The organism is Halomonas sp. N3-2A (assembly GCF_002216165.1).
Lineage (GTDB): Bacteria > Pseudomonadota > Gammaproteobacteria > Pseudomonadales > Halomonadaceae > Vreelandella.
Window position 1 is genome coordinate 879,688 of record NZ_CP022286.1, and the last position, 23,964, is coordinate 903,651.

A 23,964-nucleotide genomic window follows, 5' to 3' on the forward strand; every position below is an offset into this window, starting at 1 on the left:
CTGAAGGGCCGAGCACCACAGGTCAGGCTGAAAGGAAAATAGAAGCGCTAAGCGCGTGAGAATTACGCTGCCTCGGCCGCACGCATGTGCAGGCGAAAGCGCGCTATCTGGATGATTTGCTCAATAGCGGTTTGACGCTCGGTAGCGGCGTCGTTTTCAAGGCGCTTTTCGAACGCATAAAGGATGGCGTGTCGATCAAGCCCTTTAACAGCAATCACAAAGGGGAAGCCGAACTTATCTTGATAGGCCTGATTCAGGCGTTGAAAGCGTTCAAACTCTTCGGTTGAGCACTGATCTAGCCCCGCACCAGCCTGTTCGCGAGTGGAATCCTGGGTTAGCTCACCCGCGAGAGCTGCTTTCCCGGCAAGGTCTGGGTGAGCGCGGATGACAGCAATTTGCTGATCAATATCAGCACCCTTAAGCACATTGCCCATGCAGTCAGCTAGCACATCCGGGTCATCGTGTTGGTCGGTAAACCCTTGTTTCCAGGCGATTTTGGCTACCCAGGGTGAATGTTCAAAAACGTCCCCGTAATGCTCAAGAAAGGCGTCTGAGCCAAGGCGGCTGGGGCGAGCTGCTTCTAAAGTACGCGACATTGTATTCTCCGTTTGTATTTGTTTATCTGTTTTATTGTATACAATAAATATTGCTAAATGTACTCTAAGAAGTGCCGTTTCCGCAAAAAAATAGCTATCGCACCCGCGAAAAGCAGGCATAACGGCGTTAGGAAGGTCCTTATAGAAAGGTCTTTATAGAAGGGCCTTGATAGAGGGGCACTTAGAAAGATGTCTAAAAACAAAATCAAACAACAAAGGGTTTTGCATGTTGAAGAGCAATCGAGCAGTGGCAACGTATCTGGCGATAGGCGCTTCTCTTGGCACTATCTCGGCAGGTGCCCAGGCAGCGACATGGAGCGATACGTTCGTGGGGTATCGCTATGGAACGCAGTTTACCGAGCCGAATAACCCAGAGAACATAGAGAAGCACATTCTCCAGTTCACCCATGTTAGTGGTTACTCACTGGGCCAAAACTTTTTAAATCTGGACGTGCTTCAGTCCAGCAGCCAAGACCCGGCCAGTAACAGTGATTCAGGGGCGACGGAAGCTTATCTGACATACCGTCATCAACTCCATGGGGGCGGCGTATTCAATGAGCCCATCGCTTTCGGGCCCGTCAAAGACATGGCGCTGACGTTTGGGTTTGACCTAAACACCAAAAATACTGGCTTTGCACCACGTAAACGCCAATTAGTGGTGGGGCCAACGTTTAAATTTGATGTGCCGAGAGGCTTTGTGGATCTGAGCCTGTTCTATAGCCGTGAGTGGAACCACTGCGGCTTGCCACCTTGTGGACTGCCAGAAAATCAGAACAGCATTTCGTTTGATCCCTATTACCAAATTAACTTGGCCTGGGGGCTGCCGTTTGAAGCGGCGGCGTTACCGCTAAAATTCCAAGGGTTCTATAACTACAACAGCGAAAAAGGAGACGACTACTTTGGGGAAGCGACCGAGCCTGAGCAGTTAATGCGCACCTCGCTGATGCTAGACGTCGGGCAAGTTGCCTGGGGCACGGAAAATTCCTTATGGATGGGCGTTGGTTATGAGTATTGGCGCAACAAATTCGGAAACCACAGCCAACCGGGTGTCGATACCGATGCCATGACCTTTAATCTGGAATGGCACTTCTAAAACCAACCACTGCTACTGGCTTAACCGATACCCCTTGGCTCGAAAGTGCCAAGGGGTATTTTTTAGGTGAGCAGGTACGCGCTGTGTTCAATCAATAGGCACTATCAAACTGTAAAAGCGGATCAGCTTTTGCGGCAAATATCGCATTGATTTCTGATTTTATTGAATCACCACATATCAATCATGCGGTACGTCGACTATCGCTCTCCATGGTATTCTGACGTTATTACGATTAACAGGGACGCGTTATGGCGACTCATCACCATGATACGGGCTATAAAGAGCTATTTAGCCACCCCGAGTTCGTTGAGCAACTGATCGAAGGCTTTGCCCCGCCTGAAATTGCCGGGTTAATGAACTTCACGACGCTCAAGAAGCACAGTGGTCATTACATCTCACCGCTGTTCGAAGAGAAGATCGAAGACGTGGTGTGGTCGGTGGAAGTCACCTGGAAGGGCATGACGCAGGAGGTATTTTTGTACATCCTCCTAGAGTTCCAGTCAGCGGTTGATCGCAGCATGCCGATTCGGCTGATGCACTACGTCGCCTGCTTTTACAGTGAACTACTCAAACAGAAGGTCATTACGCCCAGCCAGGGCCTTCCACCGGTATTTCCGGTGGTGCTGTACAATGGCTCCAAGCCCTGGACAGCTCCGTTGGATATTTACGAGATGGTACAGCCGGAACCGCCGAGTTTTCTGCAGGTCTATCAACCGCGCCTGCGCTATTTTCTGGTCGATGAAGGGCGCTATACTAACGAAGAATTAGGCTTACGCCAGACACCGCTTAGCGGTGTATTCGGTGTGGAAAACGCCGGAGAAAGCTGGGAAGCGTTACAGAACGCTGTGGACCGGGTCGTCGCCATCATTCAGGCTGACCCCAATAAGGAACGCATCGACCGGATTATCACCCGCTGGCTCAAGCGGCATTTGTACCGGCTGGGCGCCGAGGTCAACCTGGATCGGCTCGACAGTCTGATGGAGGACAAAGATATGTTGGCAGAGAACTTAGAGAACTTGGTCAAGAAAGAACGCCTGGAAGGGCGGCAAGAAGGGCGTTTAGCTGAAGCACGTGAAACTATGCGCACATTGCTCACCTTAAAGTTTGGTGACGTGCCTGACTGGGTAGAAGCACAGCTTGTGAAAGCTGATCACGACCAACTGAAAGGCTGGATGCGCGATGTACTGTTCGCCAATCGCCTGGATGATATGTTCAAGCGCTAGCATTCTTACAGCCTGTAAGCCATCGACCGGGTAGTAGGCCTGTGCGTCGAACTGAAAAACGAGGCGATGTTGCTGACGTAACCGGTACCCCTTGGTTCGAAAGTGCCAAGGGGTATTTTTTTATGCCTCAGATGCTGTTATGTCGAATCCGAGCTTGCATGGCCTGGACATTGGTTTTGTGCTGTTAACATCTTCTCAACTAAAACCATTGCTTGGGGTACGGTTGCCCTGAAACAAACCGGTGATAGACGTATCCGAATCCCACAATTAAAAGGGCTCCAGACGCTACGGGAGTGATCAAAAAATGCCAGTGTTCTCCCGCTAGCATAATCAGTAGGGGATTAGCACCTGCAGGCGGGTGGATGGTGTGGGTAAGCATCATAGCGACTATCGATAAACCGACTGCCAAGCCCAGCGTCCATTCGTGCACGCCAAAGAAATGCGCCACCATCAGTCCTAATGCCGCCGTTATTAAGTGACCCGCAATCACGTTGCGTGGTTGGGCTAATGGGCTGGCGGGTAATCCAAACAGTATCACCATGGTGGCGCCAAAGGGGGCCATTAGCCATAACGCGTCACTGTGTGAACTTAGAAAGCTGAGTGCTGTGATGCATCCAGTCGCTCCAATGCCAGCGAGCAGGGCTGCTTTCTGTTGAGCAGGTAAATACAGGGAAATTCTCATAAATGCATCCTTGGGCGAAAGAGTTGAGGCAATGGAGACCGATCTGTCTCCTTTTTTGGCTATGGTAGACAGATCGGTCTCGGCGCGTCAATATTATGCTGCTCGTAAAATGAAGGTGAGGTTGTGCTGTGGACAGAAGAGAGCAGTTAGTTTCGGTCGCCTTTGGGCTGTTTTACCGCCACGGGGTGCATGCCATTGGTATTAACCGGATCATCGCTGAATCAGGCGTGGCAAAAAAAACGCTGTACCATCATTTTTCCAGCAAAGAAGCCCTGATCGCTGCAACGGTTGACTATCGTGATCGGCAATTTTTTTCCTGGGTTGAAGGGCGCACCCAGGGTGCACCTGATGGACAAAGCGCAATTTTTGCTTTGTTCGATGCGTTGGATGATTGGTTTAATGAGAGAGAAACGCTAATTTATCCTTTCCATGGCTGTTATTTCATCAATGTCAGTGCTGAATTCAGTGACTTAAATCATCCCGTACATCAACAGTGCGCTAGCCATAAAAGAGCCATGCTTGGCTTAATAAACCGGTATATGTCACAAATATTCGTTGATGAAAAGACGGTGACTACGTTGTCGGAAGCGGTAGCTACTTTAAAAGAAGGGGCGACAGTTCAGGCCCACGTGATGGGGGATTTAGCAGCTGCCGTAAAAGCCAAAGCAATCGCTAAGGAGTTGCTGAGAACAAGATTGGAGCCTTAGTGTTTTGGTTTTTTCAAGGCCGTGAGTAAGTAGCTTACTCGTAAACACTCTCTTGCAGCTCATGCGATAGTAGCTTTGCCTTGGGTTTTAAACGCTCTATTTCTAGGAGGTCTTGTGGCACTTCGCGCAATTTTGCTAGATCACGATGGGACAATCGTCAGTTCTGAACACATCCATTTTCAAATGTGGGTACACATTCTGAGTCAATATGGCTTGGAATTGTCTGAGCTGCAGTACAGAACCCACTATGCAGGCCTGCCAACGCGCGCCAATGCCCTGGATATGGTGCAGAGGTTTGGGATTGATGCGTCCCCTGATCAACTTATAGAAGCGAAGAACGCCGCGACGCAGGACTACCTTGCTAGCCAGGCATTCCCGTTAATGCCTGGCGTACGAGAGGCGATTGCTTACTTCCACAGTGCGGGTTTGAAGCTGGCAGTGGTGACAGGCGCTAGTGCAAATGGTGTTCAAAAAACACTGCAGGCCAATGGGTTTGAAGAGAAGTTCTCTACGATTGTTTCTAACGATGATGTCCGAAACAGCAAGCCCGCACCTGAATGCTATCTCCTGGCTCTGCAACGGCTTGGCGTTGCTGCTGATGAGTGTCTCGCCATTGAAGATACACAACATGGTCTTGAAGCCGCCTTTCGAGCTGGCATAAGCTGCTTGGCACTACCCACGGAAATGTCTCAACAGCAAAACTTTCATTCAGCGACAGCGGTGCTTAGTGGCATGGCTGAAGCCGTTGAGTATATACGCCATGGCTATGGCGTAGAGAGCAACTCTGCGCCTGTTTAAATCGAATGGGTAGTTAAAGCGCTGTTTGTCAGGAGAGCATAAGTGCATTTTCAAGCCATTCCGATTATACGAATTTTTGATGAATCTAAAGCCAAGGCGTTCTATCTTGAGTTTTTGGGGATGTCGCTTGATTGGGAGCATCGCTTCGAAGCAGACTTTCCTGTCTATATGCAGGTATCCCGAGGTGATCTGGTTTTTCATCTCAGTGAACATTCTGGGGATTGCTCCCCCGGCGCTAAAACGTTTGTGAATACTGATGATCTTGAAGGCTTGTACCGCGAGATCCTATCCCGTGGTTACAAGTATAGCCGCCCGGAAATAACCACAGCTCCGTGGGGCGATAGGGTGTTTGAAGTGGTCGATCCGTTTTCCAACAGAATATTGTTCAATGAGCCTACAGCAGCCTAACATTGGTTGGCATCACGATAGCGGCTGTCATGGGGGCTAACGGTAAAGGAGTTTGCGATGAAAGGCACATGTCTTTGCGGTTCCATCGAAGTGACTGCGCCTAACCACGAGCAGGTCAGTGTTTGTCATTGCTCACTATGTCGGCGCTGGTCGGGTGGGCCTATGTTCGCCGTGCATTGCGGTGGTCCGGTAGAGTTCTCTGGTGCTGAGCCTACCGCTTACCGCTCATCTGATTGGGCGGAGCGGGGTTTCTGTGCAACCTGCGGGACGCATCTGTTCTATCACCTGCTACCCAGCAATGAGTATATTCTCCCAGCAGGCCTGTTCCAGGATCAGACGTTCCAACTCACTAGCGAAATATTTATTGATGAGAAGCCCGATTATTACGAGTTTAACAACCAAACAGAGAAAATGACCGGACAGCAGGTCTTCGAGCAATTTGCGCCGGATTAATTTAGGCGGCTCGGGGCTTCTGATTGCCTTCAACCAGTGTCGATACTGGCATCAAAGATCAAACCAAAAACGCCTTGGCTGAAAAGCCAAGGCGTTTGTTTATCTAACGTTTACCCAACTCTCCGCTTAACGCTTCTTCCTAGCAGGCTTTTTATCAGCGCTGGCTGGCGCGCTTTGCTTTGCGCTGCTGTCGCCGGGAAAGTGGGCGCGTACCAGCTTCAGTAGACCTTGTGTTGAAGTGTCGAAGTCGGCGGCGTTGGTGTCGATGCGCTCACTGATTTCACCGGCAATGCGTTTGCCAAGCTGCACGCCCCACTGATCAAACGAGTTGATGTTCCAGATAACGCCCTGCACAAACACCTTGTGCTCGTAGAGGGCAATCAGCGCGCCTAGGTTTTTTGGTGTTAGCTCGTCCAGTAGTAGCGTGCTGGAAGGGCGGTTGCCGGGGCAACTGTAGGGGTCATGCTGGCTAAGCTCTTTGCTGTCCCCTTGGCTGCCTTCCATAAAGGCATTGGCCTGGGCGAGCATATTAGTCAGCAAGGCGAAGTGATGGTCTTCCACGCCGGGCTCGGGTTTCAGCGAGGCAATAAAATCAATCGGCACGTAGCGGGTGCCCTGGTGTAGTAGCTGGAAGAAAGCGTGCTGACCGTTGGAGCCTGTTTGCCCCCAGACAATCGGGCCGGTTTTGTAGTTAACCGGATGGCCGAAGATATCGACTGACTTGCCGTTAGACTCCATATCCAACTGCTGCAGGAACGAAGGTAGTTGGTTCAAGGCTTGATCGTAGGGCACGATGGCCTGGGTTTCGGCGCCAATAAAGTTGATGTACCAGATACCAATCAGCGCCATCAGTACTGGCATATTCTGCGCGAAGGGCGCTTCGATAAAGTGGCGGTCCATCTCATGCGCGCCTTCCAGCAGCTCGATAAACCCTTCAAAACCAACCGAAAGCGCAATCGGCAGCCCGATAGATGACCACATGGAGTAGCGGCCGCCCACCCAGGCCCAAAACTCGAACACGTTCTCCTCACGAATGCCGAACTCCATTGCCGCTTTGCGGTTAGTAGAAGCGGCAATAAAGTGGGCGCCTACGTCGGCATCTTCACCGGCATTTTCCACGAACCAGCGCCGTGCGGTTTTGGCGTTAAGCAGGGTTTCCTGGGTAGAGAAGGTTTTGGTGGAAACGATAAATAGCGTGGTCGCCGGGTCTAGTCGTGAAAGCACCTTCTGAATATGGGTGCCATCAACGTTGGACACGAAGTGGAAGTGCAGTTCCGGGTGGCGGTATTTGAGTAGCGCGCGTACGGCCATGTTGGGGCCGAGGTCTGAGCCACCAATGCCAATATTGACCACGTCTTTGATGCGTTGACCGTTATAGCCTTTCCACTCACCGCTTCTAACCGCTTCTGAGAACTGCTTGATTTGTTCCCGGGTGCGATTGATTTCCGGCATCACGTCGTTGCCGTCTACATGCACCGGTTCATCGCTTAAATTGCGCAGTGCGGTGTGGAGTACCGGGCGATTTTCGGTGACATTGATAATGTCGCCAGAGAACATCTGCGCTCGGCGCTGAACCAGGGCAGAGTGGTCGGCCAACTCAAGCAGCTTGGCGAGTACCTCATCAGAGACGTGATGTTTGGAGTAATCCAGGAACAGGCCACCCACCCGTAGGCTCATTTTTTCAAAGCGCTGCGGGTCATTGGTGAAGTAATCACGAATGCGGTCGTTGGCGGTTTTGTCGCGCAGGCGTTCAAGTGCCTGCCAAGTAACGCTGCGGGTGAGTTGAAACATAGAAGGCGGTCCTGTTGTTTTAGATCATTATTAAGTGACGAGCGCTATGTTGCTGGCTCGTGCTTTGTACTATTTATGGGTCTATTTAGGTAAAAATACTACATAAAACCCCAATTTAAGCAACTATTAAGCGATTGGTGGTTAAAAAATTAGTAATAAACCGTTGTTGATGTGGGGTTGAGGAGGGAGATGCGTAGCAAAAGAGGCGCTGAGCAGGTAGCCGCCTGCTCAGCACTGACGTTCAAGCGTTTAGCTGGTAACGGCGACGTGGGCGGCGCCGCGTTTGATAAAGGCATAGCCTAAACCGGTTACCAGCGAGCCGATGATAATCGCGCCAAGGTAGAGTAGTGCAGGAGTGATAGCGTTGGGAATCAGCAGGACAAAGATACCCCCGTGAGGTGCCATTAGTTTCGCGCCTACCAGCATGGAAAGCGCACCGGTGATCGCACCGCCCACCATGCACGCGGGGATAACCCGCAACGGGTCTTTCGCCGCGAAGGGAATGGCGCCTTCACTAATAAAGCAAAAGCCGAGTACAAACGAAGCTTTGCCTGCTTCCCGTTCTGGTTCAGAAAATTTATTGCGTGCTACGAAACTGGCAATACCCATGCCAATCGCTGGCACCATGCCTGCCGCCATAATGGCTGCCATTGGGCCGTAGGTTTCTGAAGCCAACAAGCCCACGCCGAAGGTATAGGCTGCTTTATTGACGGGGCCGCCCAAATCGAAGCACATCATGGCGCCCAATAGAATGCCCAGCAGCACTGCGTTAGTAGAACCCATTGAGGCCAGGAAGCTGGTCAGCGCATTCAGCAAAGCAGCGACAGGCTCGCCAATCACATAGATCATCGTCAGGCCGGTGACCAGACTGGCCACCAGTGGGATGATCAGAATAGGCTTGAGCGATTCAACGCTGGAAGGCAGCTTAACGTAGCGAGTAACCGCTAGGGCCACGTAGCCTGCCAGGAAGCCTGCCAAAATGCCGCCGATAAACCCGGAGCCAATGTCGGCCGCCAACATACCGCCAATCATACCTGGAGCAATACCGGGGCGGTCGGCGATGGAGTAGGCAATGTAACCCGCCAGAACAGGAATCATTAGCGCGAAGGCGGTGCCGCCGCCAATTTGCATGAGCGCAGCGGCCAGCGTGCCTTCCTGCTCAAAGGCTTCAATGCCGAACACAAACGAGAGCGCAATCAGCAAACCGCCCGCTACCACCATAGGCAGCATGAACGACACGCCAGTGAGGAGGTGCTTATAAACGCCTTTCTCTTTAACGCTCTTATTGGCGTTGCCCGAACCGCTGTTGGCGTTTTCTACGCTAGCATCAACAAGGGCGGCTTCCAGCGTGGGACGTGGCTTTTTTAGTGCATTGCCGGTTGAGGTGCGGTAGATACGCTTGCCTGCAAACCGCGCTGGGTCAACGTCGATATCGCAGGCCAGTACGACCACGTCGGCGTCGGCGATCTCTTGTTCGGTTAAATGATCCTGAGCGCCCACTGAGCCTTGGGTTTCCACGCGAATGTTATGCCCCATGGCTTTGCCTGCTTCGGCTAGCGCTTCAGCGGCCATAAAGGTATGGGCAACACCGGTGGGGCAAGCGGTAACAGCGACAATCTTCTTGCCACCCGTGTTGCTCGCCGGAGTAGCGGCGGCTGTAGGGATTGCAGGAGCAGTGTAAATCGGTGCTTCACGCTTGGCTTGAGTTAAAAAGGCGCTGGGGTCGGGCAGGGCGCTGGCAATCGGCGCCAGGAAAAGTCGTTTGCCTTCAAAACGTTCTGGGGCAGGAACGTGATCGGCAGCCACTACAATTAAATCGGCATTAGCAATTTGCTCGGCGGTGGCAGCCTGCAGCGGCGCAATCTCGCCGTGCATTTCCACATGGGCGCTCCAGCCCATCCGCGTGGCTGCTTGCTCAAGGCGCTTGGCGGCCAAAAAGGTGGTCGCCATGCCGCTGGGGCAGGCGGTAATTAGAATCAGGTTCATCGCGTGGCTCCCTCGGTGATGGTGTCGTCAAGACGCCGTACCAAAGTCTGTTGTTGGAGTAAGTCAAAGTCGTCGGCGTGGGGGGTGCCTACGCCGACGTGGCGAACCGCTTCGGCAGAGAGTGCCGTTGCGAAGCGAAGGGTGTCTGGTGGGGCGAAGTCGCTGAGCAGCCCATGAAGCATGCCAGCCACAAAGGTATCGCCCGCACAAACGGTATTGGTGGCGTTTACGCTAGGCGGTGTGGATTGCCAAGTGCCCTGTGCACTAACCCATAAAACGCCCTCTGAGCCTGCGGAGATCAGTGCGTGTTCGATGCCGCTGGCGTGCAGTCGCTCGGCGGCGAGCTGGCGCTGTTGATGTGAATCTAGCGCGCTGCCAGCCCAGTCGGCGAGTTCCGTTTCGTTAGGTTTTACAGCCGCAGGCTGAGCGGCAATGGCGGTCAGCAGTGCCGGGCCACTGGTGTCTATCCAAAGTGGTACGCCATAGCTTTTTAGGGTGGCCAGTAGTTCAGCAAACAGCGGCTGATCAATACCCGGTGGAAGACTACCGGCAACGACGACCGCTTGGGGCGGAGCGGAGCGCTGAAACAAATCGTCTAGGGTAGTTCGTAAGGCATTTAAGTGGGCAGCCTCAATCGGCATGCCGGGGCCGTTAATATCAGTGACGCGGCCACACTGTTCCGCCAGCTTGGCGTTAATGCGCGTGCTGCCGGGTACTCGTACAAAGGCATCTTCCACGCCGTAGTGGGGGAATGCCAAGCTGAACGGCGCGTCGTTATCCTGGCCGAGAAAGCCGCTAACAATCACTTGATGGCCTAAGCTGGCCAGCACGCGTGCTACGTTAACGCCTTTGCCCGCAGCTTCTAACTGGGCGCTGTGGGGGCGGTTCACATGACCGAGTGTCAGCGTTTCAAGGTTGAACGCTAAATCCAGCGCGGGGTTGAGTGTAATGCACACTACCTGAGCCATTAGCGGGCCTCCAGGGCGTCACGCACCTCATCGCTGGTGGCTTTGCTTAGCGCTAGCTGGGCAGTGGCTTTTGCATCGGCAAGATCAAATTCACGCAGGCGCGCTTTGACTAGCGGAATTTGTCGCGCACTGACGGAAAGCTCATCAACGCCTAAGCCTACCAGTACTGGCACGGCCATGGCGTCCGAGGCAAGCTCGCCACATACGCCGACCCATTTGCCGTGGGCATGGGCGGCATCGACGGTCATTTGAATCAAACGCAGCACGGCGGGGTGCAAGCCATCGGCCTGGGCAGAAAGCTCTGGGTGGCCGCGGTCGATGGCCAGGGTGTACTGAGTTAAATCGTTAGTGCCGACGGAGAAGAAGTCCACCTCGGCCGCCAGCGTAGGTGCTAGCAGTGCGCTGGAGGGCACTTCGATCATCACGCCTAGTTGCACATCAGTGGCGCGCTGCTGTGGTGGGATTTCGCTAAGCAGGCGGTCATAGATGACTTTGGCGGCGCGGAATTCAGCGACATCCTTAACCATCGGCAGCATGATGCGTAGCGGACGGCCGACAGCTGCCATCAGCAGCGCGCGGATTTGTGTTTCCAGCACTTCCGGCTCGGTCAGCGCGAGGCGAATGCCGCGTAGGCCAAGGAACGGGTTGTCTTCCTGGGGAACCGGCCAGTAGGGCAGCGGCTTGTCGCCACCCACATCCAAAGTACGCGCGACCAGCGGGCGGCCATCCAAGGCATCGGTGGCTTCGCGGTACTCGGCAATTTGGGTGGCTAGGTCCGGAGCGCTTGAGTAGGCCATAAACAGGAATTCAGTGCGCAGCAGGCCAACGCCTTCAGCACCGCGTTCAACCGCATCGGCGGCGTGGGCGGTGTTACCAAGATTGGCTGCCACTTCTACCCGATGCCCATCGCGGGTTTGGGCTTGCTCAAAGCGTAGCTCCCAGGCATCGGCTTCGCGCTGTTGCTGGTCGAGAAGCTGTTGTTCCGCGCGCTGCAGGCGCTCTTCGGAAGGTTGGGAGGTAACCCGCCCACGCTCACCGTCAAGAATCATCATGCCGCCGTTATGCAGTACCATCACGGCTTCACCAGCACCGACAACGGCTGGAATACCCAGCGCACGAGCCAGAATTGCACTGTGCGCGGTGGCGCCGCCGCGTACGGTCAGCAGGCCGCGTACGCGTGAGGTATCCAGGCGGGCAACGTCGGAAGGGCCGATGTCATCCATCACCAGAATATACGGGTGGTCAGGCGGCTCGGGCAGTTGGACATCGCACAATACCCCCAGCACGCGGCGGCCTACGTCGCGCAGGTCAGCGGCGCGCTCGGCCAGCAGGCGGTCGGCGAGCATTTCCTGGGCGTGGGCGGCGGTTTCAATGGCGTTCCACCAACCGGCTTCTGCTGAACGACCTTCACGAATCGCATCAATCGCAGCGTGATGCAGTTCGGGGTCGTCGAGCATCTCTTCGTGCATCGAGAGAATATCGGCCACTTCGCCGCCAGGGGCGTTGTGCACCAGTGCCTGTAATTGAGCGGCGCCTTCTTTGAGTGCCACTTCCAGGCGACTAATTTCATGTTCGGGGTCGTTGGCGTGTTCAGCATAGTCGAACTGCATCGGGCGAATCACAAACACCGGCGCAATGGCTAAGCCCGGCGAGGCGGCAACGCCGGTGTGGGGCGCATCAACGACTAACGGCTCAACGGGCTTGCTCGTGTTAGTCACCGACTTGGCATCAAAGCCGCCGTCGAACGGCGTTACTTTCTCGCCCAAGCCCTCTTCGATCGCAGCGGAAACGGCGTCCAGTGCAGCCCTTGCTTGCTCACCTTCGGCAGAAAGGATCAGCCACTGACCACGCCGTGCTCCTAAGCCGATCACTTTGGTTAGGCTGGCGGCTGAAACCGTGGAAGCACTGCCTTCTTCAAGGCGTACATTAATCGGCATTGATTGCGCGCGGGCGATCTGTACCAGCTGTTTTGCTGGGCGGGCGTGCAGGCCATGGGGGTTCAAGACGCGCACGCGACGAGTCTGAGTGTTGGCGGTTTCGCCCGCCAACGTGGCCAGCAGCTGTGCGCTGCTTTTGCCTACCAAGCTGTCGCTCTCGCCGTTCTCCAACACGGCTAATAGCTGTTCCAGCAGTGGGCGATGGGCATCGCCGCTGGCCGCTAAACAGAACAGCGCGTGGACAGGGTGGCCGCTATGCTCAAGTTTAGGATCGGCTGGCGTGGCAACGCCTAATGCGGGTTGTGTCACCCCTTGGGCGTGGCTTGCCAACCAAAATCCTTTGCCCAGCCATTGGGGGGAAGCACTGGCAATGGCGCTAATAAAAGCGTTATCAACGCAGCCACTTTGGCGCAGCCGAGCGGCAGCGGCCAGGGCGAGCTCTTGAGGGTCACGAGCAGGAAAGTTAATGCACAGCGTATCGGCATCCAGGCGTGGCTCAAGCGCTGGTTTGGAAAGTAAACGCGCTACCTCGACAGCCGAGCTGGCGCTGGCGAGCTGGTTGGCGACGCCTTCGCGGTCTAAGACGTGGGTTAATTGACGCAGGATGTCTAAATGTTCGTCATTTTGCGCGGCTATCGTCACCAAAACATAGACCGTCTGGCCGTCATGCCACTGAACGCCTTTGGGGAACTGCAGCACCCTCACGCCGGTATGTTTTACGTGCTGACGGCTTTCCGGCGTGCCGTGTGGAATGGCAATCGCGTTACCAAGATACGTGGACGACTGCGCTTCACGGGCATGGAGGCCATCACGGTACTCGGCCTCAACTAAGCCCGCATCCGTTAGCGCCTTAGCGGCGATGTCGAGTGCAGCTTGCCAGTCGTCCGCATGGCGGTCGAGCAAGATGTCATCTGGGCCGAGAGTTAACATAGGGTTCTCCTGTAAACGCTGTCAGCCAAGGGTAATGTCTGCAGCGTGATCATGCTTAAACGTTGGTCGTAGAGCGTTGAGCTTCGCTGGATGAATCGTGTCATCTGTGGTTAGTTGGCTATGCTGAATCGATTCACTTAAAGACACAAGGGTTGTCTTTCTAGACTTTAGTCTGGGTGGGGAGAAACGGCTGATAAACTACACCGGCAACCAGAGGGAGAATTGCATGACACTTGCCGACATTGCCCGGCTTGCGGGCGTATCGCGCACCACGGCGAGCTATGTAATTAATGGCCAGGCCGAGCAACGGCGTATTAGTAATGCCACCATTGAGAAAGTAATGGCGGTCGTGCGGCAGTATCGCTATCACATTGACCCGCAGGCAGCGGCGCTGCGTCGTGGGGCAAGTCGGCTGATTGGATTGATCGTGCCGGACCTTGAAAATATCAGCTATGCGCGGCTCGCGAAGCGCTTAGAGTGTGGCGCGAGAGAGCAGGGCTATCAGCTGTTGGTGGCTAGTTCAGATGACTGTGCCGATAGCGAGCGCGCCTTGGCATTGGCGCTTCGCGCGCAGCGTTGTGAGGTGCTTATTACCGCCAGCTGCCTTGCCGAAGAGGACTCCTTCTATTCTGATTTGGTAGATGAAGGTTGGTGCGTTGTGGGAATGGACCGTGGGCTTGCGCCGACGCGTTTTGCCAGTGTCGTCAGTAACGATCAAGACGCGGCATATGCGCTAACGCGCTCGGTCATTACGGGTAGCACGCGGCGGGTGGCGTGGTTAGAAGCGATGCCTAGCTTGTCGATCAGTCGCGAGCGGAGGGTGGGTTTTCAGTCAGCACTACAAGACACCTCTATCGAACCGGTTTTACTTAGCGGTACGCACTACGAGCGTAGCGAAGGCGCCCGTCTTGCCGCTCAACTGCTGGATGAGAAGGGCGGCGCTGATGCGTTGATCACCGCGTCTTATGTGCTGATGGAAGGGGTGTTTGACGTGTTTCTGGAGCGCGGTGGGCTACCAGAGAATATGCGGTTGGCCACCTTTGGCGACCACCGTTTGTTGGATTTTCTGCCGCAACCGGTGAATTCAGCCTTGCAAGATTATGATCGCATTGCTGAACTCACCCTACGCTGCGCCCTGAATGCCATGAACGGCGACTATCAGTGTGGGCAGCAGGTTGTGGCGCGCCACCTGCGTACCCGATAAGCCCCATTGATTCGTTCAGAACTTGAGTTGTTAAGAGCTTGAGTTGTTAAGAGCTATACCGTGCGGGCTTGAGCCCAGGCCTGTGCATCCGGAATAGACATATCGTAGCGTTCACTGAGGTAGGGCGACGACAGTAAAAAGTCGGCGCTCGCCGCATTGCATGCCACCGGCACGTTCCATAGCGCGGCTAAACGCAGCAGCGCTTTGACATCAGGATCGTGGGGCTGAGGGGCAAACGGATCCCAGAAGAAAATCAGCACGTCTAGCTGTTGTTCGGCAATCCGCGCACCAATTTGCTGATCACCGCCCAGCGGCCCGCTCATCAACCCCTCGACCTCTAGGCCAAGCGTATTTTTGAGCCGCCCTGCGGTAGTCCCCGTACCAATGAGAGTGTGCTGGCTGAGCGTTTCCTGCCAGCGTGTTGCCCACTCCAGCATTTCGGTTTTTTTGCCGTCGTGGGCAATTAGCGCAATGCGTTTACGCGGTTGCAGCGTACGAACGGCTTGGCGGGGTGGACGTGCATCGCTCATGGCATGGCTCTCCAGTTAACATTCCGGCTATTTCAGGTCACAGTTAGATTTACGCTTCTTCAACGGCCAGCACTTTCATGGTGTTAGTGCCGCCGTGGGCGTTCATGTGGTCGCCGCGGGTAAGAATGACATGATCGCCAGGGTGTGCCAAACCATGCGCTTGCAGTAGCTTGACGGCTTCTTGGTTGAGCTCTTTAGGGTCCATATGGGTGGTGTCGAAGGGGATCGACACGACGCCGCGATAAAGCGCCATGCGCCGTTGGGCAATCGGGCTATGTGCAAGTCCCACAATCGGCAGACCAGAGCGAATGCGTGAGGCAATCAGTGGCGTATAACCTGTCGAGGTCATACAGGCTATGGCGCGTACCCCGGTGAGGTGGTTAGCGGCATACATGGCAGAGAGGGCAATGGTTTCATCAATGCGCTCGAAGCCTTCATGAATGCGGTGGCCTGATGACTGAGCAATACGTTCGCGCTCAGCGCCGAGGCATACCCGATCCATCGCTTGAATAGTTTCTACCGGGTAGTCACCCGCGGCGGTTTCCGCAGAAAGCATGACGGCGTCGGTGGCATCAAGTACCGCGTTAGCCACGTCGAATACTTCCGCGCGGGTGGGCAGTGGCGACTCAATCATCGACTCCATCATTTGTGTGGCGGTAATGACCGCGCGGTTAAGCGTGCGAGCATGCTTGATGATGCGTTTTTGAGTGCCGATCAGTGCGGCATCGCCAATTTCTACGCCTAAGTCGCCTCGGGCGACCATCACGGCTTCAGAGGCTTCGATAATGCCATCCAGTGTCTCATCATCGGCAACCGCTTCGGCGCGCTCAAGCTTGGCAACCAGACCTATTTCCTTGCCTGCTTCGCCGAGCAGGTCACGCGCTTCTTGCATATCAGCAGCGCTGCGTGGGAACGATACCGCCAGGTAATCCACCCCGATATCGATCGCGGTTTTTAGGTCTTCTTTATCTTTTTCGGTAAGCGCCGGGGCGGATAGTCCGCCGCCTTGCTTGTTGATGCCTTTGTTATTGGAAAGCTTGCCACCTACGTGAACGCGTGTGTGGACTTCTTGACCAATAATCGAGGTGACGTCCAGCACGACACGGCCATCATCCAGCAGTAGCCGGTCACCAGGGGCGACATCGTCAATCAGCGACTTGTAATCACAGCCGACGCGCTCGGCCGTGCCGCTGTTGGCATCTAGCGCCATGTCGAGCACAAAGGCCTGGCCAATGTCCAAGTGAACGGCACCTTCGGCAAAGCGCGATATACGGATTTTTGGCCCTTGCAGGTCACCCAGGGCGGCAACGCTGCGATTTAGTCGCTGGGCGATCTCGCGTACCTCTTTTAAGCGGCGGCGATGGTCGTCTGCAGCGCCATGGGAGAAATTTAGCCGCACGACATCAACGCCCGCTTTTAGCATGGCTTCCAGCACGCCAGGGCGATCGCTTGCCGGGCCAAGCGTCGCGACAATCTTGGTGCGGCGAAGGGGAGTGGGAGATGTTGAGCGAGTCATAAACGTTACTCCTGTTGACCATCTTGGCGGTGATTGATTATTGGACTACGATAGCCTTTATATAGTAATTTTACTACATATTGGGATGTTATTAGCCTTTAAGGGCCGCTTGGGCAGCTAAAAATTGACCTAAAGGTGAATAAATACGTATTTTTAGTAATTTTTTTACTGGATACGCCATCGACTACCACTGCTTGATTGAGGTGCCATCATGACAATAAGAGTTGCTATTAACGGATTTGGACGGATTGGTCGTAACGTACTACGTGCGCTGTACGAAAATGGCTATCGGGATCGTGTCCGAGTGGTTGCGATTAATGATTTGGGTGATCCTTCCCTAAACTCGCACCTGCTGCGTCACGATACGGTTCACGGCCACTTTCCTTTTGCCGTTGAGCATGATGCCGAAAGTATTCGTGTGGATGGCGATCGCATCGCGATCTCTTCTGAGCGTGATCCTAGTCAGCTTTCTTGGGCATCCATGAACATTGATCTCGTCATGGAGTGCACAGGCTTGTTCACTAAGCGAGAAGCCGCTGCCAAGCATATAGAAGCGGGTGCTAAGCGTGTGTTGATCTCTGCACCCAGCCCCGATGCTGACGCTACTATCGTATATGGCGTTAATGACGATATTTTGACGGCTGAACACACGGTGGTCTCCAATGCGTCGTGCACGACTAACTGCTTGGCGCCTGTCGCCAAAGCGTTAAACGATGCTGTAGGCATTGAAAATGGCTTGATGACCACGGTTCATGCCTACACCAACGATCAGAACCTATCGGATGTTTATCACTCCGACCCTTACCGCGCGCGTAGTGCGACGCATTCGATGATTCCGACCAAAACAGGCGCAGCAGCGGCCGTTGGTTTGGTCTTGCCGGAGCTGGCAGGTAAGTTTGATGGGTTAGCCGTACGCGTGCCGGTGATCAACGTTTCCCTGGTAGATTTAACATTTACGGCAAGTCGCGATACCAGCAAAGAAGAGATCAACGCCATTGTTGAAAAAGCAGCGGCGAACTCGTCTGTGCTAGCGGTTAATGCACAACCGCTGGTGTCTATTGATTTCAATCATGATGCGCATTCATCTACTTTTGATGCTAATCACACCCGTGTGAATGGCCGCCTGGTGAAAATTATGGCGTGGTACGACAACGAGTGGGGTTTCTCCAACCGTATGTTAGATACCGCCCTTGCCATGCAGAAAACGGCCAAATAACACCTGACTGACCCTTATGGGCAAGTGTCGCCCAGCAGCAACTCTGTTTTGAGTAGCTGCTGGGTTTTGGGTATCCGTCCTAGAATCATTTTTGCCGCCACGCGGCCCTTGCCCGCACTGTCCTGGCGCACGGTCGTTAAACGCGGTGCTCTATATTGCCCTTCAGCAATGCCATCAAAGCCGGTAATTCTTAGCTCCCCCGGTACGTGAATGCCACGCTGTTCGGCCAGCGTCAGCGCGGTAAGTGCAATGCGGTCTGACATGCATAGCAGCAGATCCGGGCGCTGCGTGGCAGGCAGGTCGAGGATTTCTGTGATCACCGGTGAGCACACATCAAACACGTTCTCTTCGATATTCCATAGTGGGATCTGTTCAGCATCAAAGCCATGTTCGGTGAGTGCAGCATGAAATCCGGCCAGGCGCGCACGGCTGATGGTGCTGCTGTCTGGAAGTAGGGTGTGCTGATTGCTTATTCGGCCGTTGCAATACTCTTTTGTCAGACGAAGATTAACCACCGCAGGCCGCTGTGGACGCGTTTTTAACGCGTGCTGGGCAAGGTGGTAGCTCGCGTCTTGGTCATCGATATGCACAGTCGGGCTGCCATCAATGTCGAAATCCACAGACACCAGTGGCCGCTGCGCAGGCAGCTCGCTTAGCAGCTTGTTATTAGGCATCAGGCCGTAAACGATAAAGCCATCGGCAATGTTTGCAGACCCTGGCGGCTGGGAGGCATGACCCCGGCCAGGCAGTAGCAGCATGGTATGACCATGAGCATCAAGTACTTCAGCGACACCGGATAAAAATTCACTGGCGACAGCATCATTGAGGCTGTAGGTCAGGCTTTCGGCAAGAATAACCGCAACAATGCTGGAGCGCCCAGTACGCAGACTACGGGCCTTGGCATCAGGACCGTTATACCCCAGGCGTTTGGCCTCGCTTAAAATACGATCGCGTAGCAGAGGCGAAAGCTGGTCGGGGCGGTTGAAAGCGTTTGATATTGTCGCGGTGGAAACGCCGAGTTCTGTGGCAAGATCCTTGAGAGTCATTCGACGATGGGCAGTCACGGGTTTCCTATCCTGTTTAATTATTTGGGCGTTATTTTACATCGCAGGCTAATGAATTGAATCTGGCGCACAAAAATACGGCCTTGACGTTGTTTCCACTACCGTTGCTATACAGGTAGTAGCATCAAAGGCCGTTGTTCGCTCAGCAACAGCGCAGTCGATAGCGTTCGTTAAGCCGCAGAGCGTGCCTCAGAAAGCATCAACGCCTCACCGCTTTCATCAAATAGATGCACATGCTCAATGTCAGGCACCAGGGATACTTTTTGGCCTTCTTCCCACTTGCTTGGGGCTTCGCTGCGGTGGATAAGCAGTGTATCGCCCTCTTTGGGTTCTAGGTAGACATAGACCTCATTACCCAGGTACTCAACATTGAAAATTTCAAAGCAATTATCGCCCTTGGGTGCCTCTAAACGTAGGTGCTCGGGGCGTATGCCTAAGGTAAGCGAGCTGCCTGTGCGATAGCTATCTGCGGCTTGGGGAAGTGCGACCTCTCCCAAGCCTTTTGCAGTCACCCGGCAACCATCTGTTGAACCGCTGGCAAGCTCCGCGGGCATAAAGTTCATCGTCGGTGAACCGATAAAACCGGCGACAAACTTGGTGGCTGGGCGTTGATAAAGTTCATGTGGGCTGCCTACTTGCTCGATATGGCCGCCTTTTAGCACCACGATTTTATCTGCCAGGGTCATTGCTTCGACTTGGTCGTGGGTCACATAAATCATCGTAGAGCCCAGGCGATTGTGCAGCCTAGCGATCTCGTTGCGCATTTGTACTCGCAGCGACGCATCCAGGTTAGAAAGTGGCTCATCAAAAAGCAGAATGCGAGGTTCCCGAGCCATCGCACGGCCCATTGCAACACGCTGGCGCTGACCGCCCGACAGTGCTTTCGGCTTGCGGTGTAACAGGTCTTCAAGCTGCAAAATTTTAGCGGTACTCATTACCCGTTCATGGACCGTCTCTTTGTCTGTTTTGGCAAGCTTCAAGCCAAAGGCCATGTTGTCATAAACGGTCATGTGCGGGTAAAGAGCATACGACTGGAACACCATGCCCACACCACGTTCACGTGGGGGAAGGTCATTGACCAGCGTGTCACCAATGTTTAAGTCACCGTCGGTGATTGACTCAAGACCCGCGATAAGGCGCAGCAGCGTGGATTTGCCACAGCCGGATGGGCCAACAAAGACGACAAATTCACCATCGCCAATGGTCAGGTCAACGTCTTTAATAATGTGATCGCGACCAAATACTTTGTTGATCTTTTCAAGCGTAACACTTGCCATGGTTAGCTCCTTGTCGGCCTCAATGCTGCATTCCTCGTATCGGGCCGACTATCGTTATTGAATGTTGTTATTGAGTATTGCCATTGATTTGACTAAGCAACGTGCATGAAGGCGGCTTGATAGGCGGGCAGCGTCAGCACATTATCTTGACGTGCCGTAGTGAAGCCGTGTCCTTCTAGGTCACCGATGACGTCTAAGGGGAGTGCTGTTTGCAGCTCATTCCCCGTCAGGTTAAAGACACACAGCACTTTGTCTTGGTCATTTTGACGAATAAAGCCCAGTAACTCCTCGCCAACCTCAATCAGCTGTAAATCACCGTCAAACAGCGCGGAGTGCGCTTGGCGGAAAGCCAGCATCCGGCGCACACCGTTAAGCGTTGAGTCTGGGTCCGTTTGCTGTCGGCTAACCGCCAATGGCAGGTGGCGTTTTTCTACCGGGAGCCATGGCTCAATGGCCGAGAAACCTGCCTGGGTGCCATCGGTCCATGGCATCGGCGTGCGGCACCCGTCTCGGCCTTTAAACTCTGGCCAGAGCACTTTGCCGTAAGGGTCTTGAATGCGCTCGAAGGGCACGTCGGCTTCTGGCAGCCCTAACTCTTCCCCTTGATAAAGGCAGACGCTGCCGCGTAGGGAAAACAGCATGGCGAGCATCACTTTAGGATAAGCAATGGGATCTTCTTCAGCACCCCAGCGTGATGCGCTGCGTTCAACATCATGGTTGGATGTTGCCCAGCAGGGCCAGGCATCGCCCGCTAAGCGCTGAAAGCGCTCAATAACATGACGAATATAGCTGGCGGAGCGTGGCTTATTGAGCAAGTCAAAGGTGTAAGCCATGTGCAGTTTGTCACCGCCTGCGGTGTACTCAGCCATGCGCTCAAGTGGGTTGTCATCGCCTATTTCGCCCACGGTCGTAGTGCCGGGATACTCATCCATCAAGGCGCGTAAGTCTTTTAAGAAATCTACGTTTTCAGGGCGGCTAATATCGTAGACATGGCGCTGCCACGTGTAGGGGTTAGCCTCTGGGGCGCCCAGGGTTTTGGATTCACCTTTGGGCACCGGTGGGTTGTCACGCAGCTCGGTGTCGTGGAAGTAGAAGTTGACGGTATCAAGGCGGAAACCATCAACGCCAAGATCCAGCCAGAAGCGCATGTTGTCCAGCTGTGCCTGACGGGCTTCCGGGTTGTGGAAGTTGACATCCGGCTGGCTGGTCAAAAAGTTGTGTAGATAATACTGCTGGCGGCGTGAATCAAAGGTCCAGGCAGGGCCGCCAAAAATAGATAGCCAGTTATTAGGGGGTGTGCCATCGGGCTTAGGGTCTGCCCATACAAACCAATCGGCTTTGGGGTTGGTACGATTCTGGCGGCTCTCTTTAAACCAAGCGTGCTGTTCAGAGGTATGGCTGATGACTTGATCAATCATCACTTTCAGCCCAAGTGAATGGGCCTTGTCGAGCAACGCCTTGAAATCATCCAGGGTGCCAAACATTGGATCAACGTCACGGTAGTCGCTGACGTCATAGCCGAAATCGAGCATGGGAGACGTAAAGAAAGGCGACAGCCAGACACCGTCAACATTCAAAGAAGCGACGTAATCGAGCTTTTCGGTAATGCCTTTCAAGTCACCAATGCCGTCGCCACGGCTGTCTAGGAAGCTGCGCGGGTAAATTTGATAGATAACGCCGCCGCGCCACCAGGTCAGGTTGTCTTGCATGAATAAATCCTTAATAAAACGTAAATAACACCCACGCTTAGCCTTTAACTGCGCCCGCAGTTAAGCCTGAAACAATGCGACGTTGGAAAATGATGACCAAGATAACCAGGGGCACGGTGACGACGACCGACGCGGCCATGATTGGCCCCCAGGGCAGCTCGTAGGCGCTACCACCTGACAGCAGGGCAATGGCAACAGGCACGGTGCGCTGTGCATCAGTGAGTGTGAAGGTTAAGGCAAACAGAAACTCATTCCACGCAGCAATAAAGGCGAGCAGGCCAGTGGTTGCCATGGCGGGCCACATTAGCGGTAGGAAAACTTTAGTAATCGTAATCCAGGGCGTAGCGCCATCCATAATGGCGGCTTCTTCCAACTCCATGGGCAGTTCTTTCATGAAGGTGGTAAGTACCCAGACGGTGAAGGGCAGCGTGAAAATGGTGTAGCTCAGAATGAGACCAGCGGGATTGTTGTAGAGATTTAGTGCGCGAATCACCTCAAACAAACCTGAGAGCACCGCAACCTGAGGAAACATGGAAACCCCAAGAATGACCAGCATGACGGTCGAGCGACCACGGAAGCGAACTCGGCCCAGCGCATAGGAGGCGGTGATCCCCAGTAGCAGCGCGATGAAAACAACGCTAAATGCTACGACTATTGAGTTAAAAATCGCACGGATAAAGCTCGACTGGCTAAAAATCTGCGCATAGTTATCCAGGTTCCAATTTGAGGGCCAAAGTTCAACCCGGAAAAGCTCGCTGGAAGGTTTAAGTGAGGTAATGACCGCGTAATAAAATGGGAAAACGGCGTATACCATAATCAGCGCAATTAAGGCCCAAAAGCCGACGCGCTTGGCAATTTTGGCTAACTGACGTTGGTTCATCAGTCACCTCCTAGTTGTATTTTGTTACGGCCTAAATAGAGGTAAGCAACGGTGGCCAGGGCAATAATCAAGAACAACAGGGTAGAGGCAGCACTGCCGTAACCAACATCCTGGAACTCAACCAACTGCTGACGCGCATAGACTGACATCGACATCGTGCTGGTCGAGTTAGACGTCAGTACGTAGATCACGTCGAACACTCGCAGGGCATCTAGAAGGCGGAAAATCACCGCCACCATCAAGGCAGGCGTAATCAGCGGCAAGGTAACTTTGAAGAACACACGCACGGGATGAATGCCGTCTACTTCTGCGGCTTCGTAGCAGTCTTTTGGCAACATCTGTAGGGCGGCTAATACCAACAGAGCAACAAACGGAATTGTTTTCCAGACATCAACCATGATGACGGCCCACATTGAGTAAGTCGCGCTAGCCGTCCAGGCGATAGGATTATCGATAATCCCAACCGTCATTAGCAGGTGGTTGATGATGCCGAACTGATCGTTGAGCATCCATGCCCACATTTGCGCGGAAACGATAGTAGGGATTGCCCACGGAATCAGCACTGCCGCGCGAACAATCGTCCGACCTTTAAACTCCGCATTTAGAATCAGCGCCACAATGACACCGAAAATGACTTCTAAAGAGACAGATACCACCGAAAAATAAACCGTATTCCAAACAGATTGCCACCAGACTGGGTCAGCAAGCACCCCGAACCAGCGGCCATTGTCGTAAACCAGATAGTTTTCAAACCCGATTAGATTAGCCGCACCCAGGTCCGACAGTGAGGCATCGGTAAAGCTTAGAAAAAATGTTCGCATTAACGGCCAGCCAGCCACCAATGTTAATGCGATCAGCATGGGAGCCAAGAACAGCCAAGCCGCTTTGACCCGCTGACGGCGTACTTTAGTGCCGCGATGCCGACGCGCTGGCGCTGCGGCTGAGCGCGCCTCCAGGGGCGCGCTGTTGTTAGAAGAGGTCGACATAGGTATCTCC

Annotated in this window: 21 protein-coding genes; 8 read left to right on the forward strand and 13 right to left on the reverse strand. The window is 54.0% G+C overall.

The annotated features are described in order from the left end of the window. Positions 1–62 precede the first annotated feature (62 nt). On the reverse strand, positions 63–596 hold the full coding sequence (gene uraD / locus CEK60_RS04040; protein ID WP_089037932.1) for a 2-oxo-4-hydroxy-4-carboxy-5-ureidoimidazoline decarboxylase: 534 nt from the start codon (positions 594–596) through the stop codon (positions 63–65). A 226-nt stretch (positions 597–822) separates the two neighbouring features. Between uraD and CEK60_RS04045 the strand changes: the two genes are divergently transcribed. Together CEK60_RS04045 and CEK60_RS04050 are read left to right on the forward strand one after the other, a co-directional pair. Next, positions 823–1,689, forward strand: coding sequence for a hypothetical protein (locus tag CEK60_RS04045; RefSeq protein WP_089037933.1), 867 nt, complete (start codon positions 823–825; stop codon positions 1,687–1,689). A 248-nt stretch (positions 1,690–1,937) separates the two neighbouring features. Beyond that, the gene (locus CEK60_RS04050; protein WP_089037934.1) at positions 1,938–2,912 is read left to right on the forward strand and encodes an Rpn family recombination-promoting nuclease/putative transposase; all 975 of its coding nucleotides are present in this window, start codon (positions 1,938–1,940) and stop codon (positions 2,910–2,912) included. Positions 2,913–3,111: 199 nt separating this feature from the next. Here the strand turns inward: CEK60_RS04050 and CEK60_RS04055 are convergent, their stop codons facing one another. Further along, a complete protein-coding gene (locus CEK60_RS04055; RefSeq protein ID WP_038483211.1) occupies positions 3,112–3,594 on the reverse strand; it encodes an HPP family protein in 483 nt (160 codons plus the stop codon). Positions 3,595–3,722: 128 nt separating this feature from the next. Here CEK60_RS04055 and CEK60_RS04060 point away from each other — a divergent pair, with 128 nt between their 5' ends. The 4 genes from CEK60_RS04060 (at position 3,723) to CEK60_RS04075 (ending at position 5,960) form a co-directional block, all read left to right on the forward strand. Continuing rightward, positions 3,723–4,301, forward strand: a complete 579-nt coding sequence (locus tag CEK60_RS04060) for a TetR/AcrR family transcriptional regulator (protein WP_089037935.1) — start codon at positions 3,723–3,725, stop codon at positions 4,299–4,301. A gap of 114 nt (positions 4,302–4,415) precedes the next feature. Beyond that, a complete protein-coding gene (locus CEK60_RS04065; RefSeq protein ID WP_157697998.1) occupies positions 4,416–5,099 on the forward strand; it encodes an HAD family hydrolase in 684 nt (227 codons plus the stop codon). A 42-nt stretch (positions 5,100–5,141) separates the two neighbouring features. Further along, complete coding sequence (locus tag CEK60_RS04070; RefSeq protein ID WP_089037937.1) at positions 5,142–5,507, forward strand: glyoxalase superfamily protein; 366 nt, start codon at positions 5,142–5,144, stop codon at positions 5,505–5,507. 57 nt (positions 5,508–5,564) lie between these two features. Continuing rightward, complete coding sequence (locus CEK60_RS04075; RefSeq protein ID WP_089037938.1) at positions 5,565–5,960, forward strand: GFA family protein; 396 nt, start codon at positions 5,565–5,567, stop codon at positions 5,958–5,960. Between the two features lie 126 nt (positions 5,961–6,086). Here the strand turns inward: CEK60_RS04075 and pgi are convergent, their stop codons facing one another. The 4 genes from pgi to ptsP form a co-directional block, all read right to left on the reverse strand. Continuing rightward, complete coding sequence (pgi, locus tag CEK60_RS04080) at positions 6,087–7,751, reverse strand: glucose-6-phosphate isomerase (protein WP_089037939.1); 1,665 nt, start codon at positions 7,749–7,751, stop codon at positions 6,087–6,089. A gap of 249 nt (positions 7,752–8,000) precedes the next feature. Next, on the reverse strand, positions 8,001–9,737 hold the full coding sequence (locus CEK60_RS04085) for a PTS fructose-like transporter subunit IIB (RefSeq protein ID WP_089037940.1): 1,737 nt from the start codon (positions 9,735–9,737) through the stop codon (positions 8,001–8,003). Next, positions 9,734–10,705 carry a 1-phosphofructokinase gene (gene pfkB / locus CEK60_RS04090; RefSeq protein ID WP_089037941.1) on the reverse strand — a complete coding sequence of 324 codons (972 nt, stop codon included), beginning with the start codon at positions 10,703–10,705 and terminating at the stop codon, positions 9,734–9,736. Before pfkB ends, CEK60_RS04085 begins: the two co-directional genes overlap by 4 nt. After that, the gene (gene ptsP, locus CEK60_RS04095) at positions 10,705–13,572 is read right to left on the reverse strand and encodes a phosphoenolpyruvate--protein phosphotransferase (RefSeq protein ID WP_089037942.1); all 2,868 of its coding nucleotides are present in this window, start codon (positions 13,570–13,572) and stop codon (positions 10,705–10,707) included. Before ptsP ends, pfkB begins: the two co-directional genes overlap by 1 nt. Positions 13,573–13,798: 226 nt before the next feature. Here ptsP and cra point away from each other — a divergent pair, with 226 nt between their 5' ends. Next, on the forward strand, positions 13,799–14,776 hold the full coding sequence (gene cra / locus CEK60_RS04100) for a catabolite repressor/activator (RefSeq protein ID WP_089037943.1): 978 nt from the start codon (positions 13,799–13,801) through the stop codon (positions 14,774–14,776). 53 nt (positions 14,777–14,829) lie between these two features. Here the strand turns inward: cra and CEK60_RS04105 are convergent, their stop codons facing one another. Next, complete coding sequence (locus tag CEK60_RS04105; RefSeq protein WP_089037944.1) at positions 14,830–15,306, reverse strand: methylglyoxal synthase; 477 nt, start codon at positions 15,304–15,306, stop codon at positions 14,830–14,832. A gap of 49 nt (positions 15,307–15,355) precedes the next feature. Next, positions 15,356–16,822 carry a pyruvate kinase gene (gene pyk, locus CEK60_RS04110; protein WP_038483243.1) on the reverse strand — a complete coding sequence of 489 codons (1,467 nt, stop codon included), beginning with the start codon at positions 16,820–16,822 and terminating at the stop codon, positions 15,356–15,358. Between the two features lie 211 nt (positions 16,823–17,033). On the opposite strand from pyk, the gene gap reads away from it, so the two are divergent. Next, positions 17,034–18,038 (forward strand): type I glyceraldehyde-3-phosphate dehydrogenase, encoded by a 1,005-nt coding sequence (gene gap, locus CEK60_RS04115; RefSeq protein WP_089037945.1) that lies wholly within the window; start codon positions 17,034–17,036, stop codon positions 18,036–18,038. A gap of 14 nt (positions 18,039–18,052) precedes the next feature. Here gap and CEK60_RS04120 read toward each other — a convergent pair whose 3' ends face one another. The 5 genes from CEK60_RS04120 to CEK60_RS04140 all read right to left on the reverse strand — a co-directional run bounded on the left by CEK60_RS04120 (position 18,053) and on the right by CEK60_RS04140 (position 23,954). Beyond that, complete coding sequence (locus CEK60_RS04120; protein ID WP_089037946.1) at positions 18,053–19,084, reverse strand: LacI family DNA-binding transcriptional regulator; 1,032 nt, start codon at positions 19,082–19,084, stop codon at positions 18,053–18,055. Positions 19,085–19,272: 188 nt separating this feature from the next. Then, on the reverse strand, positions 19,273–20,379 hold the full coding sequence (locus CEK60_RS04125; protein WP_089037947.1) for an ABC transporter ATP-binding protein: 1,107 nt from the start codon (positions 20,377–20,379) through the stop codon (positions 19,273–19,275). A gap of 92 nt (positions 20,380–20,471) precedes the next feature. Beyond that, complete coding sequence (locus tag CEK60_RS04130; RefSeq protein WP_089037948.1) at positions 20,472–22,088, reverse strand: alpha-glucosidase family protein; 1,617 nt, start codon at positions 22,086–22,088, stop codon at positions 20,472–20,474. A gap of 37 nt (positions 22,089–22,125) precedes the next feature. Next, positions 22,126–22,968, reverse strand: coding sequence for a carbohydrate ABC transporter permease (locus CEK60_RS04135; protein WP_038483259.1), 843 nt, complete (start codon positions 22,966–22,968; stop codon positions 22,126–22,128). Beyond that, complete coding sequence (locus CEK60_RS04140; protein WP_038483262.1) at positions 22,968–23,954, reverse strand: carbohydrate ABC transporter permease; 987 nt, start codon at positions 23,952–23,954, stop codon at positions 22,968–22,970. The genes CEK60_RS04135 and CEK60_RS04140 overlap by 1 nt, the downstream gene beginning before the upstream one ends. Positions 23,955–23,964: the final 10 nt, after the last annotated feature.